The 16,917-nt window shown below is 55.7% G+C and carries 15 protein-coding genes and 1 tRNA gene; 15 read left to right on the top strand and 1 reads right to left on the bottom strand.

The genetic code is table 11. The features are described 5' to 3' along the window. Nucleotides 1–22 precede the first annotated feature (22 nt). The 10 genes from tssF (at nucleotide 23) to ACXKZG_RS20630 (ending at nucleotide 11,853) form a co-directional block, all read left to right on the top strand. Entirely contained in the window at nucleotides 23–1,792 is a 1,770-nt protein-coding gene (gene tssF / locus ACXKZG_RS20675) for a type VI secretion system baseplate subunit TssF (RefSeq protein ID WP_488875413.1), read from the top strand. Then, complete coding sequence (gene tssG / locus ACXKZG_RS20670) at nucleotides 1,756–2,835, top strand: type VI secretion system baseplate subunit TssG (protein ID WP_488875412.1); 1,080 nt, start codon at nucleotides 1,756–1,758, stop codon at nucleotides 2,833–2,835. The genes tssF and tssG overlap by 37 nt, the downstream gene beginning before the upstream one ends. A gap of 20 nt (nucleotides 2,836–2,855) precedes the next feature. Next, nucleotides 2,856–3,380: a type VI secretion system lipoprotein TssJ gene (tssJ, locus tag ACXKZG_RS20665; RefSeq protein ID WP_488875411.1), complete on the top strand. Its 525-nt coding sequence runs from the start codon at nucleotides 2,856–2,858 to the stop codon at nucleotides 3,378–3,380. 3 nt (nucleotides 3,381–3,383) lie between these two features. Continuing rightward, complete coding sequence (locus tag ACXKZG_RS20660; protein ID WP_488875410.1) at nucleotides 3,384–5,783, top strand: type VI secretion system Vgr family protein; 2,400 nt, start codon at nucleotides 3,384–3,386, stop codon at nucleotides 5,781–5,783. A gap of 2 nt (nucleotides 5,784–5,785) precedes the next feature. Further along, entirely contained in the window at nucleotides 5,786–6,613 is an 828-nt protein-coding gene (locus tag ACXKZG_RS20655; RefSeq protein ID WP_488875409.1) for a DUF4123 domain-containing protein, read from the top strand. Between the two features lie 45 nt (nucleotides 6,614–6,658). Further along, nucleotides 6,659–7,204: a DUF3304 domain-containing protein gene (locus tag ACXKZG_RS20650; RefSeq protein WP_488875408.1), complete on the top strand. Its 546-nt coding sequence runs from the start codon at nucleotides 6,659–6,661 to the stop codon at nucleotides 7,202–7,204. Between the two features lie 96 nt (nucleotides 7,205–7,300). Beyond that, nucleotides 7,301–7,846 (top strand): DUF3304 domain-containing protein, encoded by a 546-nt coding sequence (locus tag ACXKZG_RS20645; RefSeq protein ID WP_488875407.1) that lies wholly within the window; start codon nucleotides 7,301–7,303, stop codon nucleotides 7,844–7,846. A gap of 14 nt (nucleotides 7,847–7,860) precedes the next feature. Continuing rightward, entirely contained in the window at nucleotides 7,861–9,657 is a 1,797-nt protein-coding gene (locus tag ACXKZG_RS20640; protein WP_488875406.1) for a T6SS phospholipase effector Tle1-like catalytic domain-containing protein, read from the top strand. A 335-nt stretch (nucleotides 9,658–9,992) separates the two neighbouring features. Beyond that, nucleotides 9,993–10,460, top strand: a complete 468-nt coding sequence (gene tssE / locus ACXKZG_RS20635) for a type VI secretion system baseplate subunit TssE (protein ID WP_488875405.1) — start codon at nucleotides 9,993–9,995, stop codon at nucleotides 10,458–10,460. Then, a complete protein-coding gene (locus ACXKZG_RS20630) occupies nucleotides 10,453–11,853 on the top strand; it encodes a VasL domain-containing protein (protein WP_488875404.1) in 1,401 nt (466 codons plus the stop codon). The genes tssE and ACXKZG_RS20630 overlap by 8 nt, the downstream gene beginning before the upstream one ends. 234 nt (nucleotides 11,854–12,087) lie before the next feature. Here the strand turns inward: ACXKZG_RS20630 and ACXKZG_RS20625 are convergent. Further along, nucleotides 12,088–12,190: transfer RNA gene (locus tag ACXKZG_RS20625), tRNA-Ser, on the bottom strand. Nucleotides 12,191–12,239: 49 nt separating this feature from the next. Here ACXKZG_RS20625 and ACXKZG_RS20620 point away from each other — a divergent pair. Genes ACXKZG_RS20620 through ACXKZG_RS20600 form a run of 5 tightly spaced genes read left to right on the top strand, consistent with a single transcriptional unit; the run spans nucleotide 12,240 to nucleotide 16,885 of the window. After that, complete coding sequence (locus tag ACXKZG_RS20620; protein WP_479402965.1) at nucleotides 12,240–13,124, top strand: ParA family protein; 885 nt, start codon at nucleotides 12,240–12,242, stop codon at nucleotides 13,122–13,124. Next, the gene (gene dnaB-PI / locus ACXKZG_RS20615) at nucleotides 13,117–14,496 is read left to right on the top strand and encodes an SPI-7-type island replicative DNA helicase (RefSeq protein WP_488875403.1); all 1,380 of its coding nucleotides are present in this window, start codon (nucleotides 13,117–13,119) and stop codon (nucleotides 14,494–14,496) included. Before ACXKZG_RS20620 ends, dnaB-PI begins: the two co-directional genes overlap by 8 nt. Beyond that, entirely contained in the window at nucleotides 14,493–16,004 is a 1,512-nt protein-coding gene (locus ACXKZG_RS20610; RefSeq protein ID WP_488875402.1) for a ParB family protein, read from the top strand. Before dnaB-PI ends, ACXKZG_RS20610 begins: the two co-directional genes overlap by 4 nt. A 48-nt stretch (nucleotides 16,005–16,052) precedes the next feature. Then, nucleotides 16,053–16,634, top strand: coding sequence for a DUF2857 domain-containing protein (locus ACXKZG_RS20605; protein ID WP_217550109.1), 582 nt, complete (start codon nucleotides 16,053–16,055; stop codon nucleotides 16,632–16,634). After that, nucleotides 16,631–16,885 carry a ParE family toxin-like protein gene (locus ACXKZG_RS20600; protein ID WP_488875401.1) on the top strand — a complete coding sequence of 85 codons (255 nt, stop codon included), beginning with the start codon at nucleotides 16,631–16,633 and terminating at the stop codon, nucleotides 16,883–16,885. The genes ACXKZG_RS20605 and ACXKZG_RS20600 overlap by 4 nt, the downstream gene beginning before the upstream one ends. Nucleotides 16,886–16,917 lie beyond the last annotated feature (32 nt).

The following is a 16,917-nucleotide window of genomic DNA, read 5'->3' as shown; positions in this document are numbered from 1 at the left end:
ACAACTCACTGGATTTGCCACCATGGATGATTTGACCCTGCGCTATTACGAGGCCGAAATGCGCTACCTGCGCGAGGCCGGTAAAGAATTCTCACGCGCACACCCCGACCGGGCCGCGCAACTCAATCTGGACAAGCCGGGCGCCCGTGATCCGTATGTGGAGCGCCTGTTCGAAGGTTTTGCTTTCCTTATGGGGCGGATGCGCGAAAAGCTCGACGACGATCTGCCTGAGCTGACTGAAGGGCTGGTTAGCCTGCTGTGGCCGCACTATATGCGCACTATTCCGTCGCTGGCTATTGTGGAGTTTTCCCCAGACTGGCGCAGTCTGCGCCAGACCGAAGCGTTACCCGAAGGGTTTCCGGTGCTGTCGCGACCGGTCGGGCCGCACAAAACCGCCTGCCAGTACCGTACCACTTATGACATCCCGCTCCAGCCGCTGCACCTGGCGGATGCCTGCCTGCAAACCGAAACCAACGGTCGATCGGCGATCCGTTTGCGTTTTGAATGCCCGGAAAAAGTGAACTGGGCCAAAGCTGGTCTCGACAAAGTGGCCATTTACCTGAACGCCGACAGCCCGGTGGCTTCCGCGCTGCATCTGGCGATGACGCGCCGCGTTCATGCCACCTATGCGCGCCACGCCGGTACTCACACCGAACGCCGCAAATTTGACGGCTGGTGCAAGCCAAGGGGGTTTGAGGAGCAGGATCGCCTGTGGCCGAAGGGGGAATCGGCCTTTAGCGGCTACCAGCTGCTGTTGGAATACTTCAGCTTCCGGCCGAAGTTTATGTTCCTGGAGCTGCACGGGCTGGAGACTATCGGCCTGAATGCCGCCAGCAGCTGGTTTGAAATCGACATCGTGCTGAATGAAACCTGGTCCTCTGACCTGCCGTTTGAAACCGAAAACTTCCGCCTGCACTGTGCGCCGGTGATCAACCTGTTCACGCTGGAAGCCGACCCGTTGACGCTCAACCCGCTGGACAATGAATACCTGTTGCGGCCACTGCGTCTGCAGGACGGGCACACCGAGATTTACAGCGTCGATGACATTCACGGCGCGGTGAAGCACGGCAGGCATCCCTACGTGCCCTTTACCAGCTTCCGCCATCGGGGCGGCATGATGCGCCACGACGCGCCGGAGCGTTATTACCACACCCGCGTCAGGCGCGGTGCCTCCGGGCTGTACGACACCTGGCTAATCCTTGGCGGCGGCGCGTTTGAAATCGAAAAACTGGCCGAAAAACCCGAATCGCTCTCACTGCGCATTACCGGTACCAACGGTCAGCTACCGCGTAAAGCGCTGGAAAGCACGCTGCTGGACCGGGTGGTGAAGGCCGGAAAGGTGCCGGTTAAGGTGCTCAACCTCTCTTCTCCCACCCTGCCGCTTTATCCGCCGGCCAGCGATCGTTTTCACTGGCGGGTGATGAGCCACCTGGGATCGAACTTCCTCAGCATGATGGATAACCCCGAAGTCCTGCGCGGGACGCTGGCGCTGTATGACTGGACCGATGATGAAATGAACCGCCGCCGCCTTGAGGCGATTGTCGCGGTGAAGCACCAGCTTATCCGCCGCTTTGAGCGCGGTTTTATGCTGCGCGGCGTGGACATCGAAGTGACCCTTAATGCCGACAATTTTGCCGGGGAGGGCGATGTGAATCTGTTTGGTGAAATGCTGCACCGCTTCTTCGCGTTGTATGCGGATATTCATCTCTTCAACCAGCTGACGCTGGTACTGCAACCGACAGGGAAACGACTGCGATGGCGCGAGAATCACAGCCAGCACGTACCGGGCTGACGCTGGCATTAAGCCAGAACATCTGGCGGGCTAACTTTTACCGCTTTTGCCAGCTGCTTGAACAGGCAGAGCCGGATTCTCCGCTGTTGGGGGCAACCAGCCATCCGGGGACGGATCCGGTGCGTTTTCGTCCCTGGCCAGGTATGGGGTTTCCGGTCAGCGAACTGAAACAGATCGAGACCGACGTCGATCGCCCGGACTTGCCGCCGACCGTGCGTACCACTTTCCTCGGGATGTATGGCGTGGATTCGCCGCTGCCGGGCACCTATCTGGATGACATTGCCCAGCGGCGGGAAGGCCATGAAGCAACAACCGCATTTCTGGATATCTTTAACCACCGTATCACCACTCAGTATTACCGCATCTGGCGCAAATATGCCTATCCGGCCACGTTTGAGGCGGGTGGGCGAGACGCCACTTCGCAGTGTCTGCTGGGGCTGGTGGGGTTGGGGATCCCCGGCACGGCCAGGCACATTGCCACACCCGTTTCGCGTTTTCTGGCACTGCTGGGCACCATGAGGTTGCCTACGCGCAATGCCGAGGGCATCCGTGCCCTCGTCCGCCTGCTGGCTCCGGACACGGAAGCGATCGTAACCCCGCACGATCCGGTGAAAGTCCCGATTGAACGACGTACGTGTCTCAAAGCCGGCAATCGCGTGCCGCTATCGCAGCGGGCCACGCTGGGCAAAACGGCGAAAGAGGCCAGCAGTCGCGTGCTGTTGACGCTGGTGACGAGTAATCCGCAAGAGGCTGAAGGCTGGCTACCGGGCGGTCATCACCATGCCGATTTGCTGGTGCTGCTACGCGTTTATCTCGGTTATCGCAGTGACGCCCGCTTACGGCTGACCGTGCCGGTCAGCTTGCTGCCGGAACCGCGTCTTGGCAACGGTCGGCGGATCCAGCTCGGTCGCACCGGCCTGTTGGGGCTGAAGAATGGCCGATGCGGTGACCGCGAAACCCTGACCGTCAGCCTCGGCTGCTACACGGGCGTGCAGTGCGCATCCTTATCCCCGGCCGAAGATGGCCACTACCGCTTTGAATAATCACTAACAGGAATATCTGAATGGCAAAAGTAATCTGGCGGCGAACCTTTGCGTTCATCGCCTGCTGCCTGCTGGCAGGCTGCGGTCTGACCCAGAGCGTCACGGACGGCACGGTCAGCCTGACCAAATCTATCTTTTACAAGCAGATCAAAGTGCTGCATCTGGATTTCATACCACGTGCAGCGTCTAACGCTGACGGCGAACAGACGCCGTTGGCGACCATGGTGCGCGTTTACCAGTTGAAAGATCGTAAGGCGGTGGAGGCGGCGAACTACCCGACCTTACTTAATAAAGCGGATGCAGCATTAAAGGACGACGTACTGGCCTCACGTTCACTGCTGGTGATGCCGGATGGCAGCGTCACGCTGAATATGCCGATGGATGACAATGCCCGGTTTGTGGCGGTCGTAGGGCTGTTCAACCGCCCGGATCTGAAGGATAACCGCTGGCGTCTGGTACTGACCCGTGACGATCTCGACCCGGACAAAGCACGCATTATTGAACTGGGTGACGGCTGGCTCAGCCTTATCACCCTCAAGGAGTGAGTTATGGATAACTGGAATGCGCTGTTTGATCTCAGCCCGCGCTTTGCGCTGGAGATCACCGGCAGCACGCTGCGGCCGGACGTGCTGAACATTAAGGGGCGGGAGGCGCTGAGTGAACCGTTTTGCTGGACGATCGAGTTCACCGCGCCGCCGGAAGACATCGCCCCGGAGCAGGTGCTGATGAAGTACGCCAGCCTGCGGATGCGCGCGGGTCGCGCGGTGCATGGGGTGCTGACCGGGCTGGAGTGGCTCTCCACCACCGCCGACCAGTCGCACTGGCGGGTGACGCTGGAATCAGGGCTGGCGCTGCTGTCGCGCACCCGGCGGTGCGCCGTATTCCAGAACCAGTCGGTGCCGGAGGTGGTGGAGCAGGTGCTGCGCAGTCACGGCTTTACCGGGCCGGAGTTCGAGTTCCGCCTGGCGCGCAGCTACCCGCCGCGCGGGCTGATAACCCAGTGGCGGGAGACCGACCTCGAATTTATCCAGCGGCTGCTCTCCGAAGTTGGCATCTGGTTCCGCAGCGAAATGCAGGCGGCCACCGAAACCGAAACGCTGATATTTGCCGACGCCCAGGCGGGCTACCGCTTTGGCGTCAGCCTGCCGTACCGCGAGCCGTCCGGGCTGTATGACGGTGCGGCGGAGTCGGTGTGGGACGTGCGCACCCGTCATGAGGTGGTGACGGGCGGCACCGCCACGCGCGACTACAACTACCGCACGGCGGCAACCCCGCAGGACTCCACGGTCAGCGTGCGCAGCGATGCCGTCACCACCGGCGAACACTACCGCTACGCCGTGCCCTTTCGCGAGGCGGGCGATGACGGCGACCCGGAGCCTGCCACCGAATCCGGCGCGTTTTACGCCCGCCTTCACCACGAGCGCGAGCTGAACAAATCGGCGCGGGTACTGCTGTTCAGCAACGCCGCCGGCCTCGCGCCCGGGCAGGTGCTGGAGCCGCAGGGTGAGGTGATTAACGCGCTGAAGGAGGGCGTCATCATCACGCGGGTGAGCTTCAGCGCGGCGCGCGACACGCGGCTGCACGTGCTGGTGTCGGGGATGCCTTACGGCGAGCGCTACTGCTTCCGCCCGGCGGAAATCCCGCGCCCGGAAATCCGCGGCACGCTGCCCGCCCGCATCGAGAGCCGCGAGAAGGGCGATATCTACGCGCACCTGGACGGCCACGGGCGCTACCGGGTGAGGCTTGACTTTGACCGGGCCGATAGTGAGCAGGGTTACGCGTACCTGTGGCTGCGCCTGGCGAAGCCTTACGGCGGGCGCGACCACGGCTGGCATGCGCCGCTGACCGACGGCACCGAGGTGGCGATAGCGTACGGCAACGGCGACATCGACCTGCCGTACATCGCGCACGCGCTGCACGATTCGGCGCACCCGGACCACGTCGCCCGCGACAACCGCACGCGCAACGTGCTGCGGACGCCGGCGAACAACAAGCTGCGCATGGAGGACCGGCGTGGCCTGGAGCATATCAGGCTGGCGACCGCATACGGCAAAACCCGGCTGAACGCCGGGCACATCGTCGACGCGCGTGAGGCACCGCGCGGCACCGGCAGCGAGCTGGGCACCGGTGAGTACGGCGCGCTGCGCGCGGGCAGGGGCCTGTTCATCAGCGCCGACGCCCGGCCGGCGGGCGACGGACCGGTGCTGGATATGGACGCGGCGCTGCGGGAAATAGAGCGGCTTGAGCGCCGGCTGGCGCAGCTGCAGTCCGCGGCAGAGGCGGCCGGCGCGCTGAAGGCGGACACCGATGCGCAGATAGCGATGTTTAGCGAACGGCTGAAGCCGCTCAACGAGGCGCTGCACTTCTCGGCACCGGCGGGCATGGCGTTCACCAGCGGCGCGGAGATGCAGCTGGCGGCCGCGAAGAACCTGAGCATCAACGCGGGGGGCGATATCAGCGCGGGCGTTATGGGCAACCTGACGGCGCTGGCGGGAGAGAAAGCCGGGCTGTTTGCGCGCACCGGCCAGCTGAGCCTGAAGTCGGGCGAAGGCCCGTTGGAGGTGCAGGCGCAGAACGCCCGGCTGGGCCTGTTTGCGCAGAAGGCGCTGACGCTGACCAGCACCGCAGACGTGCTGTTCGCCGGGAAAAAGCGCATCACGCTGAGCGGCGGCGGCAGCTACCTGAAGATCGACGCGAACGGGGTGGAGTACGGCACCACCGGGATTTATATGCGCCGGATGAAGCTGACGCTGAAGCGGGTGAAAGATGCGGCGGAGATGGATTTCCCCTCCGTGAGCGTTGAGCTGATGGAGGATGGCGCGGAGGGTGCAGTGCCACTGACCATTCCGTTGTTCCCTGAACAGTACCCGGTATTTAAGAAGAAAATCTGTATTGAGTGTCTACTAAACGCGATTAAAGCAAATGATGCTGTGGTGCAGGGAGCTTAGAAATGGATATGACAACGTTACTTCAGTCCGTTTGCAGGGAAGATGAATATCGCTTCTCTCTCTTAATTGAGGGGGGTACTCAGACGGCAGACCTATTTGCTGCATTACGTGCGCAGCATAAATCCGAAATGTTTCCGCTATATATTCATCCTCAGCTGTATCAAGCAAAAGATTACGGCCCGTGGTTACTGGATATCAAGCATAAGGAGAAATTTGGCGAGTATATTTCCAAAACCCCGGGTATTGTTGGCGTGATTGTATCAACACGATCATCCAGTGCACTGGCAATTCAGCTTGCGAACGGCTGTAGCATTATTACGCCGGATGGCACTACTGCATTGGTTCGTTTCCACGCTCATCATGTTCTCAGCATCCTGGCACTACAGAACGAACAAGAATGGCATGCCTTATTATTTAATGGAATTACGCAGTGGTGGGTTCCCGCAAAGGAGGGCTGGCAGCCGATCGAGATTCCAGCGTCAACGATTGAAAATCCCAGTGATCATAAGGTGAGACTCAGCGAAGAAGTTTGGCAGCAAATAGCTGACAAGCCAGAGGTCAGTAGCGTTTTGAGGGAATGGCAGAAGATGCCGATGAGCCAGCATTTCACTCCCTGTATACAGCGTGACATGGTGATTAAAGCACTGAGAAAAGCAGTAGAAGCCGGAGTCGCAACTCCACTGGATCAGAAAGTTTATGCGCTGTATTACCTCAATGGTGGGAGGGCTAAGCTGGAATCAGACTCACTGAGGGTTGCAGTACCGAACATAGTAAATGGAACGCTAACGCTGGCAGATGTGCTGGTTAACCTCGCGAATACACAGTACTGAAAATCTAAACAGTTCATGGTGTTTGGTTCAATTAGGAAATGAATAATGGGATTTTTTAAGTCTTACGACAAAGTTGATAACGCCATTAATCGTGTCTATGCCCGCTGGGGAAAATGGATCTGGGGCAGTTTGTTGGCAGTGGTTCTGGCATACATTAGCTGGTTAATCTGGGCATCTATCTGGGGGCCACCGACTGGAGGGGTAACGTTAATTATTCACAGTGAAATTGACCGGCCAATTTTGGGATTCAGTGTTAACGGAGTGGCGGGCGGTAATTCTTCAGCATATGACAAAAATAACCCATATGCCAAAGGTGCAGGTAAGGCAACCTGCTGTGGCAGCATCAGTGGAAAGACCGCGGAAGTAATATGGACACTAAGCACTACACGTGCTCAGTATGATGCAGGGCTTCGCAAAGAAACTCGCCGTGTTGTAATGCATTTGCCAGAAAGAAAGTGGGGAGAAAATGATTTGCATGTTCATTTTTTACCAGGTGACTGGGTGCTGCTGGGCTGGAGTGATAACGCTTTTTCGCCCCATGATCCCCGTAGTCCGAATTACATTCCCACAGAAAATCTTAAGGATAAATAAAAAGAATAAATAGGGTGATTAACTTGGGTGTCATTATTTTCGGAAGAATTGTTTTTAAGACTCTTACCTGATGGTAATAAAATTTGAGGAATAGTAATGGGTTTTTTTACCTATATGGAAAAAATTGATACCGCCGTAAACAGGTTTTACGAAAGGCGTAAAGTATGGATCTGGGGCGTTATATTTCTACCGGTGGTGTATCTGTTTGGGTGGGTGGTCTGGGTGATGCTCTGGGCACCGCCGGCGGGCGGTGTGACGCTAATCATTCACAGTAAAATCGATCGTCCCATTCTCGGCTTCAGCGTGAACGGCGTGGCGGGGGGCAATGCGGGGGCTTTTGATCCCAATAATAAGTATGCGGGTGAAAATGGAAAAACAACCTGCTGTGGTTCGATTAAGGGCAAAACCGCCGAGGTAATCTGGACCGTGAACTATACAAGAGCGCAGTACAATGCCGGAATACGAACAGAGATTCACAGAGTTACTATGCCGATGCCTGAGCGTAAGCGCGGCGAAAACGATCTTCACGTCCATTTTTTCCCCGGCGACCGGGTGCTGCTGGGCTGGAGTGATAACGCTTTTTCGCCCTATGACCCGCGCAGTCCGAATTACAAACCTACAGACAGTATTAAGAATAAATAAAAGGATAAGTGGATATGGATATTAATTTGGATGCCATTATCTCCGCGGCGAACCAAGCGGAGCAGGCCTGCGATTTCGGACTAAGTAACTGCTCGAGGGTGCTGCATATTGGGTTCTTTTTTGACGGCGTGGGACGCAATATCGAACAGGACGCACCGGCTAACCGACTGAGCAATATTGCCCGTCTTTACAGGGCATATCCTCAACCAGAAAAAGATAATTCAACCGAATCTTACCAAGCGCACTACATATCCGGCCTGGGCACACCGTTCGACGAGACGACGGCGGAGCGACTTCAGGGGATGATGGATAAATCCCTAGGCTCGATACTGGATGACATTAAAAATACACCTACCGATATGGCCAAAGAGGCCTTTAAATCGTTGATAGGCGGTGCCAGCCGCAATGATGTACTGACGGAAATGAAAGATACGCTTCTGACCCCAAAAGGGAGGCAGGGGTTGCTGAACAAGTCGGCGATCAATGCCATGAAACGGGTGAGCACTGAAGCGACGCCGTGGCTGCGTGATTCAGAATTTATGGCCTACACATTTTTGACTGGCGTAGATACCCGGCTTAACAGTGTAAAAAAACGGTTTATACGGTCATTTGATGAGGCGTTAAAAAGCGGGGAAGTTCCGGTGCGGCTGATATCGGTGTCGGTATTCGGTTTTGACATGGGGGGAACACTGGGTAGGCAGTTTCTCGATAATCTGCTGGATGATGTATGCGACAAGAAAGCCAGTGGATCCCCCACCTTTCGCGGCGTGCCGGTTGATATCGTATTTACCGGACTGTTTGACTGCTCGCGGGACACGCCGCAGAGCAGCGATAACGGTCTGGACTATGCGGCCTCGGTGGTCAGCTGGTTGCCGGGCCCTGTCGCTAAAACGCTGGCAATAACCGGTACCATGTTCGGACGTAAATATCTGGAGCATATGTCACCGCTGCCGGACGCGGTTAAAGCATCCTTGCACCTCGTGGCGGCACATGAGCGGCGACTCTGGCGGTGCGTGTACCGCACTGGGCGTGGAGGGAGTAAGCATCAGGAAGTGCTAATGCCGGGATACAGCGAGGATATTGGGGGTGGGTTACAACCCGACGAGCAGAAGCCGAGCGCTGAGCTTTGTCGGGTGTCGCTGAGGAAAATGTATGTTGAGGCCGTTAAGGTCGGAATACCGTTTCCTGACCTGAAGACCTTAGATGAGTTTGATCCCGTAGTTGCTGCCTATTTTACCCTGCAAGACGGCGTGCAAAATAGGTCTGCCGGGCAGTGGGTAAGCCGCTATCAGCAAGCGGTACCTGACAAATTGCTGAGCTATGGGGCGATGAACCGGCATCTGGACAGCTATTTTGAATGGCTGGGTAAGCAGCATTATGAATACAAGAGCGAACTTCGCCGTCTGGAAAACATTCAATCGAGCATTCTCACGGCTGCAGGCGCCTCGATGGGGTTGGTGGGTATCAATCCGCAAGCTAAACAGGCAGGGGGTGAGGTGATCGATGAGATCCTTATCTTGAAAAAACACTGGGGCTGGCTGACAGACGTCGTTAACGCGGCAAATCTTCTGCTAACCCGGCAGTTGTCAAATCCGCCACAACTATTTTTGGTGAATATTCACATGCCAGCATGCGCCCGGGCGAAACGCTTTATTGAATGCGGGGCGGCTGGCTTTAATGGCAAACCGTTGCCGATGATGTTGTACAACGCACCAGAGGTGCTTTATGCGTGGTTTTTACACGATGTGCAGCGAGGAGAAGGGATAAATGATGCGTATTTTTACATCCGCTGGACCGAACCGCGACAATAATCTGTAGGCCAGTAACCTAAAATCATCAGATTGAATATTTCTCTCCGCATAAATTAGTAAATCACCTCTTTATTTACAGAAAGGATGTATGCCTGTCTCTACTATATTTAGTGATTTTTGCTATTGGCGTCTATATGGTTGGATCAAGCCTGTGCTATAGGGCTAAAAATAAGAATCAGGACCTTACGATGTTTTTTATAGGGATTTTTATTTTGCCCCTACTCAATCTTTCTGATTTTTATTGCCTCTAATAAGATTATCCCACTAAATATAAACTTGCCATAAATAACATCTGAGTACGTTATTTTTAATTAATAAACATTCTGGACGCGTTTATGAATCACAACAGTGCGTCGTTATATGAATTGCTGTACGGCAATTTTAGCGGCGATCTCGACCTCAATCAGGTCAGCGAAGAAAATCAGGTTATTCTATCCGTGCTGGATAATATTCAACGGATACTCAACTCTCGCGCAGGTACTCTGTCTCAATTACCCGACTACGGTTTGCCTGACATGACCAGGATACTGCAAGGCATGCCGGGAACGGCACATGAATTAATAGATGCCCTGGCCAGAGTTTTGCTCAAATACGAACCACGATTGCAGTCGCTGAATGTCACTCTCCTCCAGCAAACACTCCCCGGCGAACTGCGTTACACCATTGATGCCGAACTCAAAGGTATCGGCCTGGTGCGCTATGGCACCGACTTTATGCCGGAAGGCAAAGTGCTGATCCGCCATTTGAAACAGCAGCAGTTTATTAACCCTAATGCCAGGAAATGGATATCAGGTCATGAATGACACCCCCTCCCGTAAAATCAAAACCGGTAACGACCCGCGTACGCTGGCGGATTATGCCGCCCTGCGTGATGAGCTGAACAAGCTGTCCCACCCTGCGCGGCCCGATGTGAACTGGCACTATGCCGAAAAGTTGTGTCTTTCGCTGTTTGAGCAAAATGGCGTGGAGCTACAGACGGCGGCCTGGTACACGCTCGCCCGCACGCAGCTGGCCGGACTGTATGGCCTTAATGAAGGATTGTCTGTCCTGGAGGCATTGATAAGCCATCAGTGGGGCGCTCTCTGGCCGCAGCCTGTGCACGCCCGCATGGAGATCCTCAGCGGTCTGAGCCAGCGTATCCAGCAGCTGATGCGCACCTTACCGTTGAGCTACAGCGACATCAGTCAGCTGTATCGTGCCGAGCAGCACCTCACCCGTCTGGGGGACGTTCTCCAGCGGCTGGAGCTTAAGCATCTGAGCCAGCTTGATGCATTACGTAGCCAGATGCATAACAGCGCTGTCCGGCTGGAAAACAGCGATGGCGCCGCTGGCACGGGCGCTGCGATTCAACCCGGCGTTGTACTGCCCGCACCGGCAACAGACGGCCAGGCAAGCTGGGCTAATGCCCCGTCCGGCCGTCCGGCGGCAGATATTTATGACCGCATTAACGCGGTTAAGTGGGTGTATGTGGCGCAGCCGGAACCTCAGCCGAATGTGGCCGTGTTGACGACGCTGCCGGCACCGGCAAAATCCTGGAAGCCGTTTGCGTTGGGGGTGATTACCATGCTGGCGGCAGGAAGCGCCGCGCTGTGGGGATGGCATGCTTTCCACCGGCCTGACCCGCTGCAGGCGCAGCTGGCGGCATCGCTGGCCCCGCTGCCCGCGATTCTTTCTCCCGCCCAGCGGGATAGCCTGCGCCAGCAAGCGTCGTTACCGCCCCAAATTGCACAAACCCAGCGGCAGCTTTCCAGCCTGGCGCAGTTACCGCCGGGCTGGAATATCGATTACGGTCGTCAGCTGGTTGAACAGGCGCAGATACTGTGGCCGGAGCAGGCCAGGCCGCTGGTGCAGGCCTGGCAGCAACAGCAGAAGGCCAATGCGTTGTCAGCAGGGAGCCTGTCTGGCTGGCATCAGGGTATGACGAAGCTGACGCAACTGAGTGAGCGGCTGAGCAGGCTGGATGAACAGAAGGGAAAATACATGACGGTCAGCGAACTGAAATCCGCCGTGTTTGCCACCCAGCAGTCATTTAATCAATCGATACCGGCTGAGGAGCAGCTACGGGCATTGTCACAAACGCCCACGGGACAGCCTTTGCCCGCTGCAGCTAAAGCGCAGCTGGAGATGCATCTGAAGCAGCTAACGGCGAGCTATGCAGAAATTAAGCAGAATGCGTCAACAGGGGAAAGAGGCTAACGGAGGAAAGAGGCTAACAGAGAAAAGAGGCTAACAGAGAAAAGAGGCTAACAACGAGGTGTGATGGAAGCGTGTTTTATTCGCGTGCCAGAGGGCTATCAGGGAGGTAGCCACTCTGGAAAATACCACGGCATCCCTGACAGTCATTTTCTCAGGTCATCCGGGTACGATCTGACGTATTACTCTGCGCCAGAAACGAAAAAAGCCTCGCTTTTCAGCAAGGCCTTATAAATATGGTGCCCGGACTCGGAATCGAACCAAGGACACGGGGATTTTCAATCCCCTTGCTGAGAGTTTAGGTTTGATTTTTTCACCGGATTTCATGCAGTAAACGGGCATTGACGGAATAAGCAGGTGTACACCCGAACTAACTTCGGATGTGCATGATGAAAATACTTCCCGTAATTTCCACCAAAGGTGGAGAAGGCAAATCTACGCAAGCCGCCAACCTCTGTGGCTTCCTCGCTGATGCAGGTTTGAAGACGCTGTTAATCGATGGCGACTTCGGCCAACCCACCGCCAGCAGCATCTATCAACTCACCTATGAAGCGCCGTGCGGTCTATACGAGCTGCTTATGCAGACCGTGGATCTGAGCGATGCGAGCAAGATAATTTCCCACAGTTTTATCCCTAACCTTGACGTCATCATCTCCAACGACCCCCAGGCTCATTTGCTGACGGCCATGCTGCATGCGCCGGACGGTCGGTTACGCATGCGCAATATTCTGCAGCATCCACTTTTTAGCGGATATGACGCAATCATCATTGATTCGCAGGGCGCGCGCTCTGTGATGTTGGAATTGATAGTGCTCGCTGCGACTGATTCCACCATCGGTATCGTGAAGCCAGTGCTACCAGATATTCGTGAGTTCCTGCGTGGTTCAATAGCGATGTTTGAGCAACTGCGCTCCCTTTCCTCTTACGGCATAAAGCTTCCAGCTGTTCGCATTCTGGTGAACTGCATGGATTACACGTCGCTGGCTAAAGCCACGTTGTCGCAGTTGGAGGCAATTGTCAGCGAGGGGAAATACAGTCCCTACGCCGCCGAACTGCCTGTATCGCTGCTGAATACCCAAATCTTCGATCTCGACATCTATAAAGCTGGCCATTTTGCTGGCGAACCTGCGCACCGGCTTGAAACGCAAACGCGTCGTAAAAGCGATTCGGCGCTGCAAACCATGCATAACCTGGCATGTGAATTATTCCCGGAATGGCAAAGCCAGTTTGATGCGCTTCTTTCACGTTCGGTGAAGGAGGTGAATCATGTCTAATTCCAGCAATTACCCAATCGATATGCCGCATTCAATTGATGCTGAGCAGGCCGTGCTGGGCGCGCTGATGCTGGATAACGATCGCTGGGATGATGTGGTCACGTTGATTCAACGCGAAGACTTCTTCTCCGGACCGCATCGCTCGATTTTCAAAAGCATAGACGAGCTCGCTAGGGGCAACAACCCGTTCGACCTGATCACCCTCAGCGAATTACTGGAACGTCACAACATCATTGACCAGTGCGGTGGATTTGCTTATCTCGCTGAGTTAAGCAAGAACACGCCGAGCGCGGCCAACATCCTTGCCTACGCGCGGATAATTGCCGAAAAGAGCCAGCTACGTCAGCTGTACATGCTAGGCAACCAACTCACGCGCGATGTGCAGCTTCCTAACGCCGCCGCCAGCAACATCACTGAAGTCGCTGAAAGCCAGCTGTTTAACCTCGCCGAAAAAGGCCATGCACGCCAACACCAGGAAATCACCGTGCTAGATGGCATGTCGCAGCTGCTTACCCGGTTAGAAGAGACGACCGGCGGCAATGGCATCACCGGTACGCCGACAGGCTTTAGAGAAATGGATCAGATGACCTGCGGTTTGCAGGCTGGCGATTTAATTCTGTTGGCCGCACGCCCCTCGATGGGCAAAACGGCACTGGCTTTAGCGATGTGCGAAGCGGCGCTGGACGCGCTGGAGAGCAATTTAGTTTTCTGCTTCAGCCTGGAAATGCCAGCTGAGCAGTTGATGATGCGGCTGGTTGCGATGCTGGGTCAGGTTGAGCTGAATTTACTACGTAGCGGCCAGCTCGATGATGAGTGCTGGGCCAGAATCAGCATGGCAATGGAGCGCGTCACTGCCTGGAAAGATCGGCTAATCATTGATGAAAACAGCGACCAGACTCCGGCGCTGTTGCGTGCCCGAGCACGGCGCTACATCCGCAAATACGGGCAACCCAGTCTGATTCTGGTCGATTACCTGCAGCTGATGCGCGCACCTGAACAAGAGAATCGCACGCAGGAGATATCAGAGATCTCGCGTTGTCTGAAGGCGCTGGCCAAAGAGCTGAAATGTCCGCTTGTCGCACTATCCCAATTGAATCGGCAAGTTGAATCCCGCCCCAATAAGCGGCCAAATAATGGTGATTTACGTGATTCTGGCGCTTTGGAACAGGATGCCGACCTGATTCTCTTCATCTATCGCGATGAAGTTTACAACGAGAACTCTCCCGATAAAGGCATTGCCGAAATCATCATTGGTAAGCAACGCCAAGGCCCTATCGGCACCGTCAAAACCGCCTATGATGGCCGTTACACGCGCTTCTCTAATGCTGAAAACAATTCCTATCACTTCGGTTATGGGAGGGCTCAGGCATGACAGCGATGGCAAAACAGCGAACTACCGATCTGACTGATGCGCTTCTGAAACGCGGACGTCAGGCCGAAGCGACATTAACTGTGGCGACGCCAGATGCGCCGGGCAGTGAAATGCCCATGGTGCTGACACTGGATCAGCTTCGCCCCAATCCTGATAACCCACGAACCAGCCGCAATCCACGTTTCGACGATATCAAGGCATCGATTCGCGCGCGCGGCCTCGATACGGTTCCAAAAGTCACGCTCGATCCCGACAATCCTGGTTCATACATCTTCAGCGACGGCGGCAACACGCGTTACCAGGCGTTGAGTGAGCTGTGGGAAGAGACGCACAGCGAGCATTTCTACCGCGTGCATTGCCTGTTCAAACCCTGGCCTGGACGCATCAAATGCGTGATAGGCCACCTTGCGGAAAACGAGCTGCGCGGCGAACTGAGCTTTATCGAGAAAGCGATCGGCATCCGTAACGCGCGTCAGATCATTGAGGATGAATCGGGCAAAACGGTTTCCCTGCGCGAGCTGGCAACGGCGCTGACAGATCAAGGCTATCCGGTTAGTTACTCCAGCCTGAGCCGCATGGACAGCTGCGTCCGTCATCTCTATCCACATCTACCGGCGCTGCTGGAGTCGGGTCTTGGCCGTCCGCAGATCAACGCATTGTTGGTACTGCGCAGCGATGCTGAAAAATTGTGGAATCAATATGCGGCTGAAGCGAAACCAGATACGACGTTTGAAAACGTTCTGGCCAAAGTGTGCCCGCATTTTAATTCGCCTGAAAGCTGGTCGCTGGAGATGTTCCGCGACGAGTTTATCGGCGAGCTGGTCAACGCGTTGCCACATCCATCACTCAACTACGACCGCTGGCTGATTGAGCTTGATCCCAGCGAACAGAATCGCCGCCAGCTGTTCGGCGAGCCTGAACCGGTAGCGCCGCAGCTGCAGCAACAAAACCAGCAACCTGAACCGGAAGCCACACCACGCGCGCCTTCGCCGGTTAGAAAACCGACTCCGCTACCATCCAATCAGGGTGTTGCCAGTGGCAACACTTTCAATACAAGTTCCACTGTTGCCACTGGCAACACCTCCGAGTCGGCTCCAACTGTTGCCACTGGCAACACTCAACCAGCAAGCGGCCCCATTCAATCAGCCGCGCCAGATTTCTGGTCCATCCCCACTCTGCAGGACGATCCCGATCACCTGCGCAATATCGCCTTTCGTCTTGCTTTTGAGCTAGCCGATTCGGACAGCGATGGCGAAGCCGTAGTGCCGGATAACAGCGCTGATTCAGCAGGCTATCGAATTGACGAAGAACTCAGCGCCTCGCAGATTTCATGCCTGCTTTCCTCACTGGCAGGTGGTACATGCGATGAGGACTTACCGGACCTGATGCGCGAGCTGCTGATCGGCAGCAGCGATGCCGCGCCGCGCTTTGATGATGATCTAACTCAGACGTTTATGAAGTTAATCCGCACGTTGCGGCGGCTGCGCGAGCTGCAGCGCCAAAGCTGAGCGGCATGTTTAGTCGATTGAGATTACTGAAAACCGGAGATAACCATGATGAGTAACAGCTTGTCTCAGGCCACCAACGGTCTGCTTACCCAGTTAGTGATGGAACTCAAATCAGGCTACATCCGCCGCTGCGAAGCGGTGGGTTTGATGCCCGAGGAGATGCAGATGCTTCACGGGCTAACCATTGAAGATCTGCATTACCTGATGAACAGCCCCGTATCAGTGCTGACTTTCCGCATCCACCACGAAAACCTGTCGTTGATGTTGCAGCAGGCACGCCGTGAGCAAAGACGCCTGCAGCGCATCGATCGCGCGCTGGCGCTCAACGGCTCGATCGAGCTGATGCAGCATTACTTTGGCCTGTCCACTGTGGAAGTCGCCGCACGTCGCCGCATGGCAGGTATAGAAGTGCGTAAGGGACGCGGCGTAGTGCTCAACGATGAGGACAATGCCGAGATATGGCGCAAGTGGCAGAAAGCCAGCATTGACGATCCTGACAGCGCCGATGGCCTCGATGTGATGATGCTGTGTGCTGAGCAGATGGATTTGTCATTGACCGCTATCTGGCACGCCGTACATGGCTGGCACAGCAATAAAAAGTCTGAACCCGCCATGCGGAAAATGGCATGAGTCATCGCCACCAAACGCTAACTGAAGGACTTGTCGCACCGGTCAACGTTCCAGAGCCTTACCGTCGTAAAGCGGTTAAGCAGCTGACATTGTTCCGGTGCGGCAAGAACAACTTCACGCGCATCAAAGCGAAAGGATCGGATTATCTCAAAATCGACATTGGCCTGTTCTGGCGGCTGTTGAGCAAAAACAGCGGCAAAGACTGGGAACTGATGACGCATGAGAGATACAGCAAAGCGATCTGGAAATAGTGAGTGTTGTCACTCTGTATCCCGTGCGGGGT

Source organism: Erwinia sp. 2186 (assembly GCF_057812255.1).
Note: the sequence above shows the minus strand (reverse complement) of the source record. Positions and strands in the feature narration are given on the sequence as shown.

Bases quoted from the DNA above. Each gene is read 5' to 3' on its own strand.
- ACXKZG_RS20620 (WP_479402965.1), top strand. From the start codon at position 12,240: ATGAAAATACTTCCCGTAATTTCCACCAAAGGTGGAGAAGGCAAATCT.
- ACXKZG_RS20605 (WP_217550109.1), top strand. From the start codon at position 16,053: ATGAGTAACAGCTTGTCTCAGGCCACCAACGGTCTGCTTACCCAGTTA.
- tssF (WP_488875413.1), top strand. From the start codon at position 23: ATGGATGATTTGACCCTGCGCTATTACGAGGCCGAAATGCGCTACCTG.
- ACXKZG_RS20655 (WP_488875409.1), top strand. From the start codon at position 5,786: ATGGATATGACAACGTTACTTCAGTCCGTTTGCAGGGAAGATGAATAT.
- ACXKZG_RS20645 (WP_488875407.1), top strand. From the start codon at position 7,301: ATGGGTTTTTTTACCTATATGGAAAAAATTGATACCGCCGTAAACAGG.
- ACXKZG_RS20630 (WP_488875404.1), top strand. From the start codon at position 10,453: ATGAATGACACCCCCTCCCGTAAAATCAAAACCGGTAACGACCCGCGT.
- ACXKZG_RS20600 (WP_488875401.1), top strand. From the start codon at position 16,631: ATGAGTCATCGCCACCAAACGCTAACTGAAGGACTTGTCGCACCGGTC.
- ACXKZG_RS20610 (WP_488875402.1), top strand. From the start codon at position 14,493: ATGACAGCGATGGCAAAACAGCGAACTACCGATCTGACTGATGCGCTT.
- dnaB-PI (WP_488875403.1), top strand. From the start codon at position 13,117: ATGTCTAATTCCAGCAATTACCCAATCGATATGCCGCATTCAATTGAT.
- tssE (WP_488875405.1), top strand. From the start codon at position 9,993: ATGAATCACAACAGTGCGTCGTTATATGAATTGCTGTACGGCAATTTT.
- ACXKZG_RS20650 (WP_488875408.1), top strand. From the start codon at position 6,659: ATGGGATTTTTTAAGTCTTACGACAAAGTTGATAACGCCATTAATCGT.
- tssJ (WP_488875411.1), top strand. From the start codon at position 2,856: ATGGCAAAAGTAATCTGGCGGCGAACCTTTGCGTTCATCGCCTGCTGC.
- ACXKZG_RS20660 (WP_488875410.1), top strand. From the start codon at position 3,384: ATGGATAACTGGAATGCGCTGTTTGATCTCAGCCCGCGCTTTGCGCTG.
- tssG (WP_488875412.1), top strand. From the start codon at position 1,756: ATGGCGCGAGAATCACAGCCAGCACGTACCGGGCTGACGCTGGCATTA.
- ACXKZG_RS20640 (WP_488875406.1), top strand. From the start codon at position 7,861: ATGGATATTAATTTGGATGCCATTATCTCCGCGGCGAACCAAGCGGAG.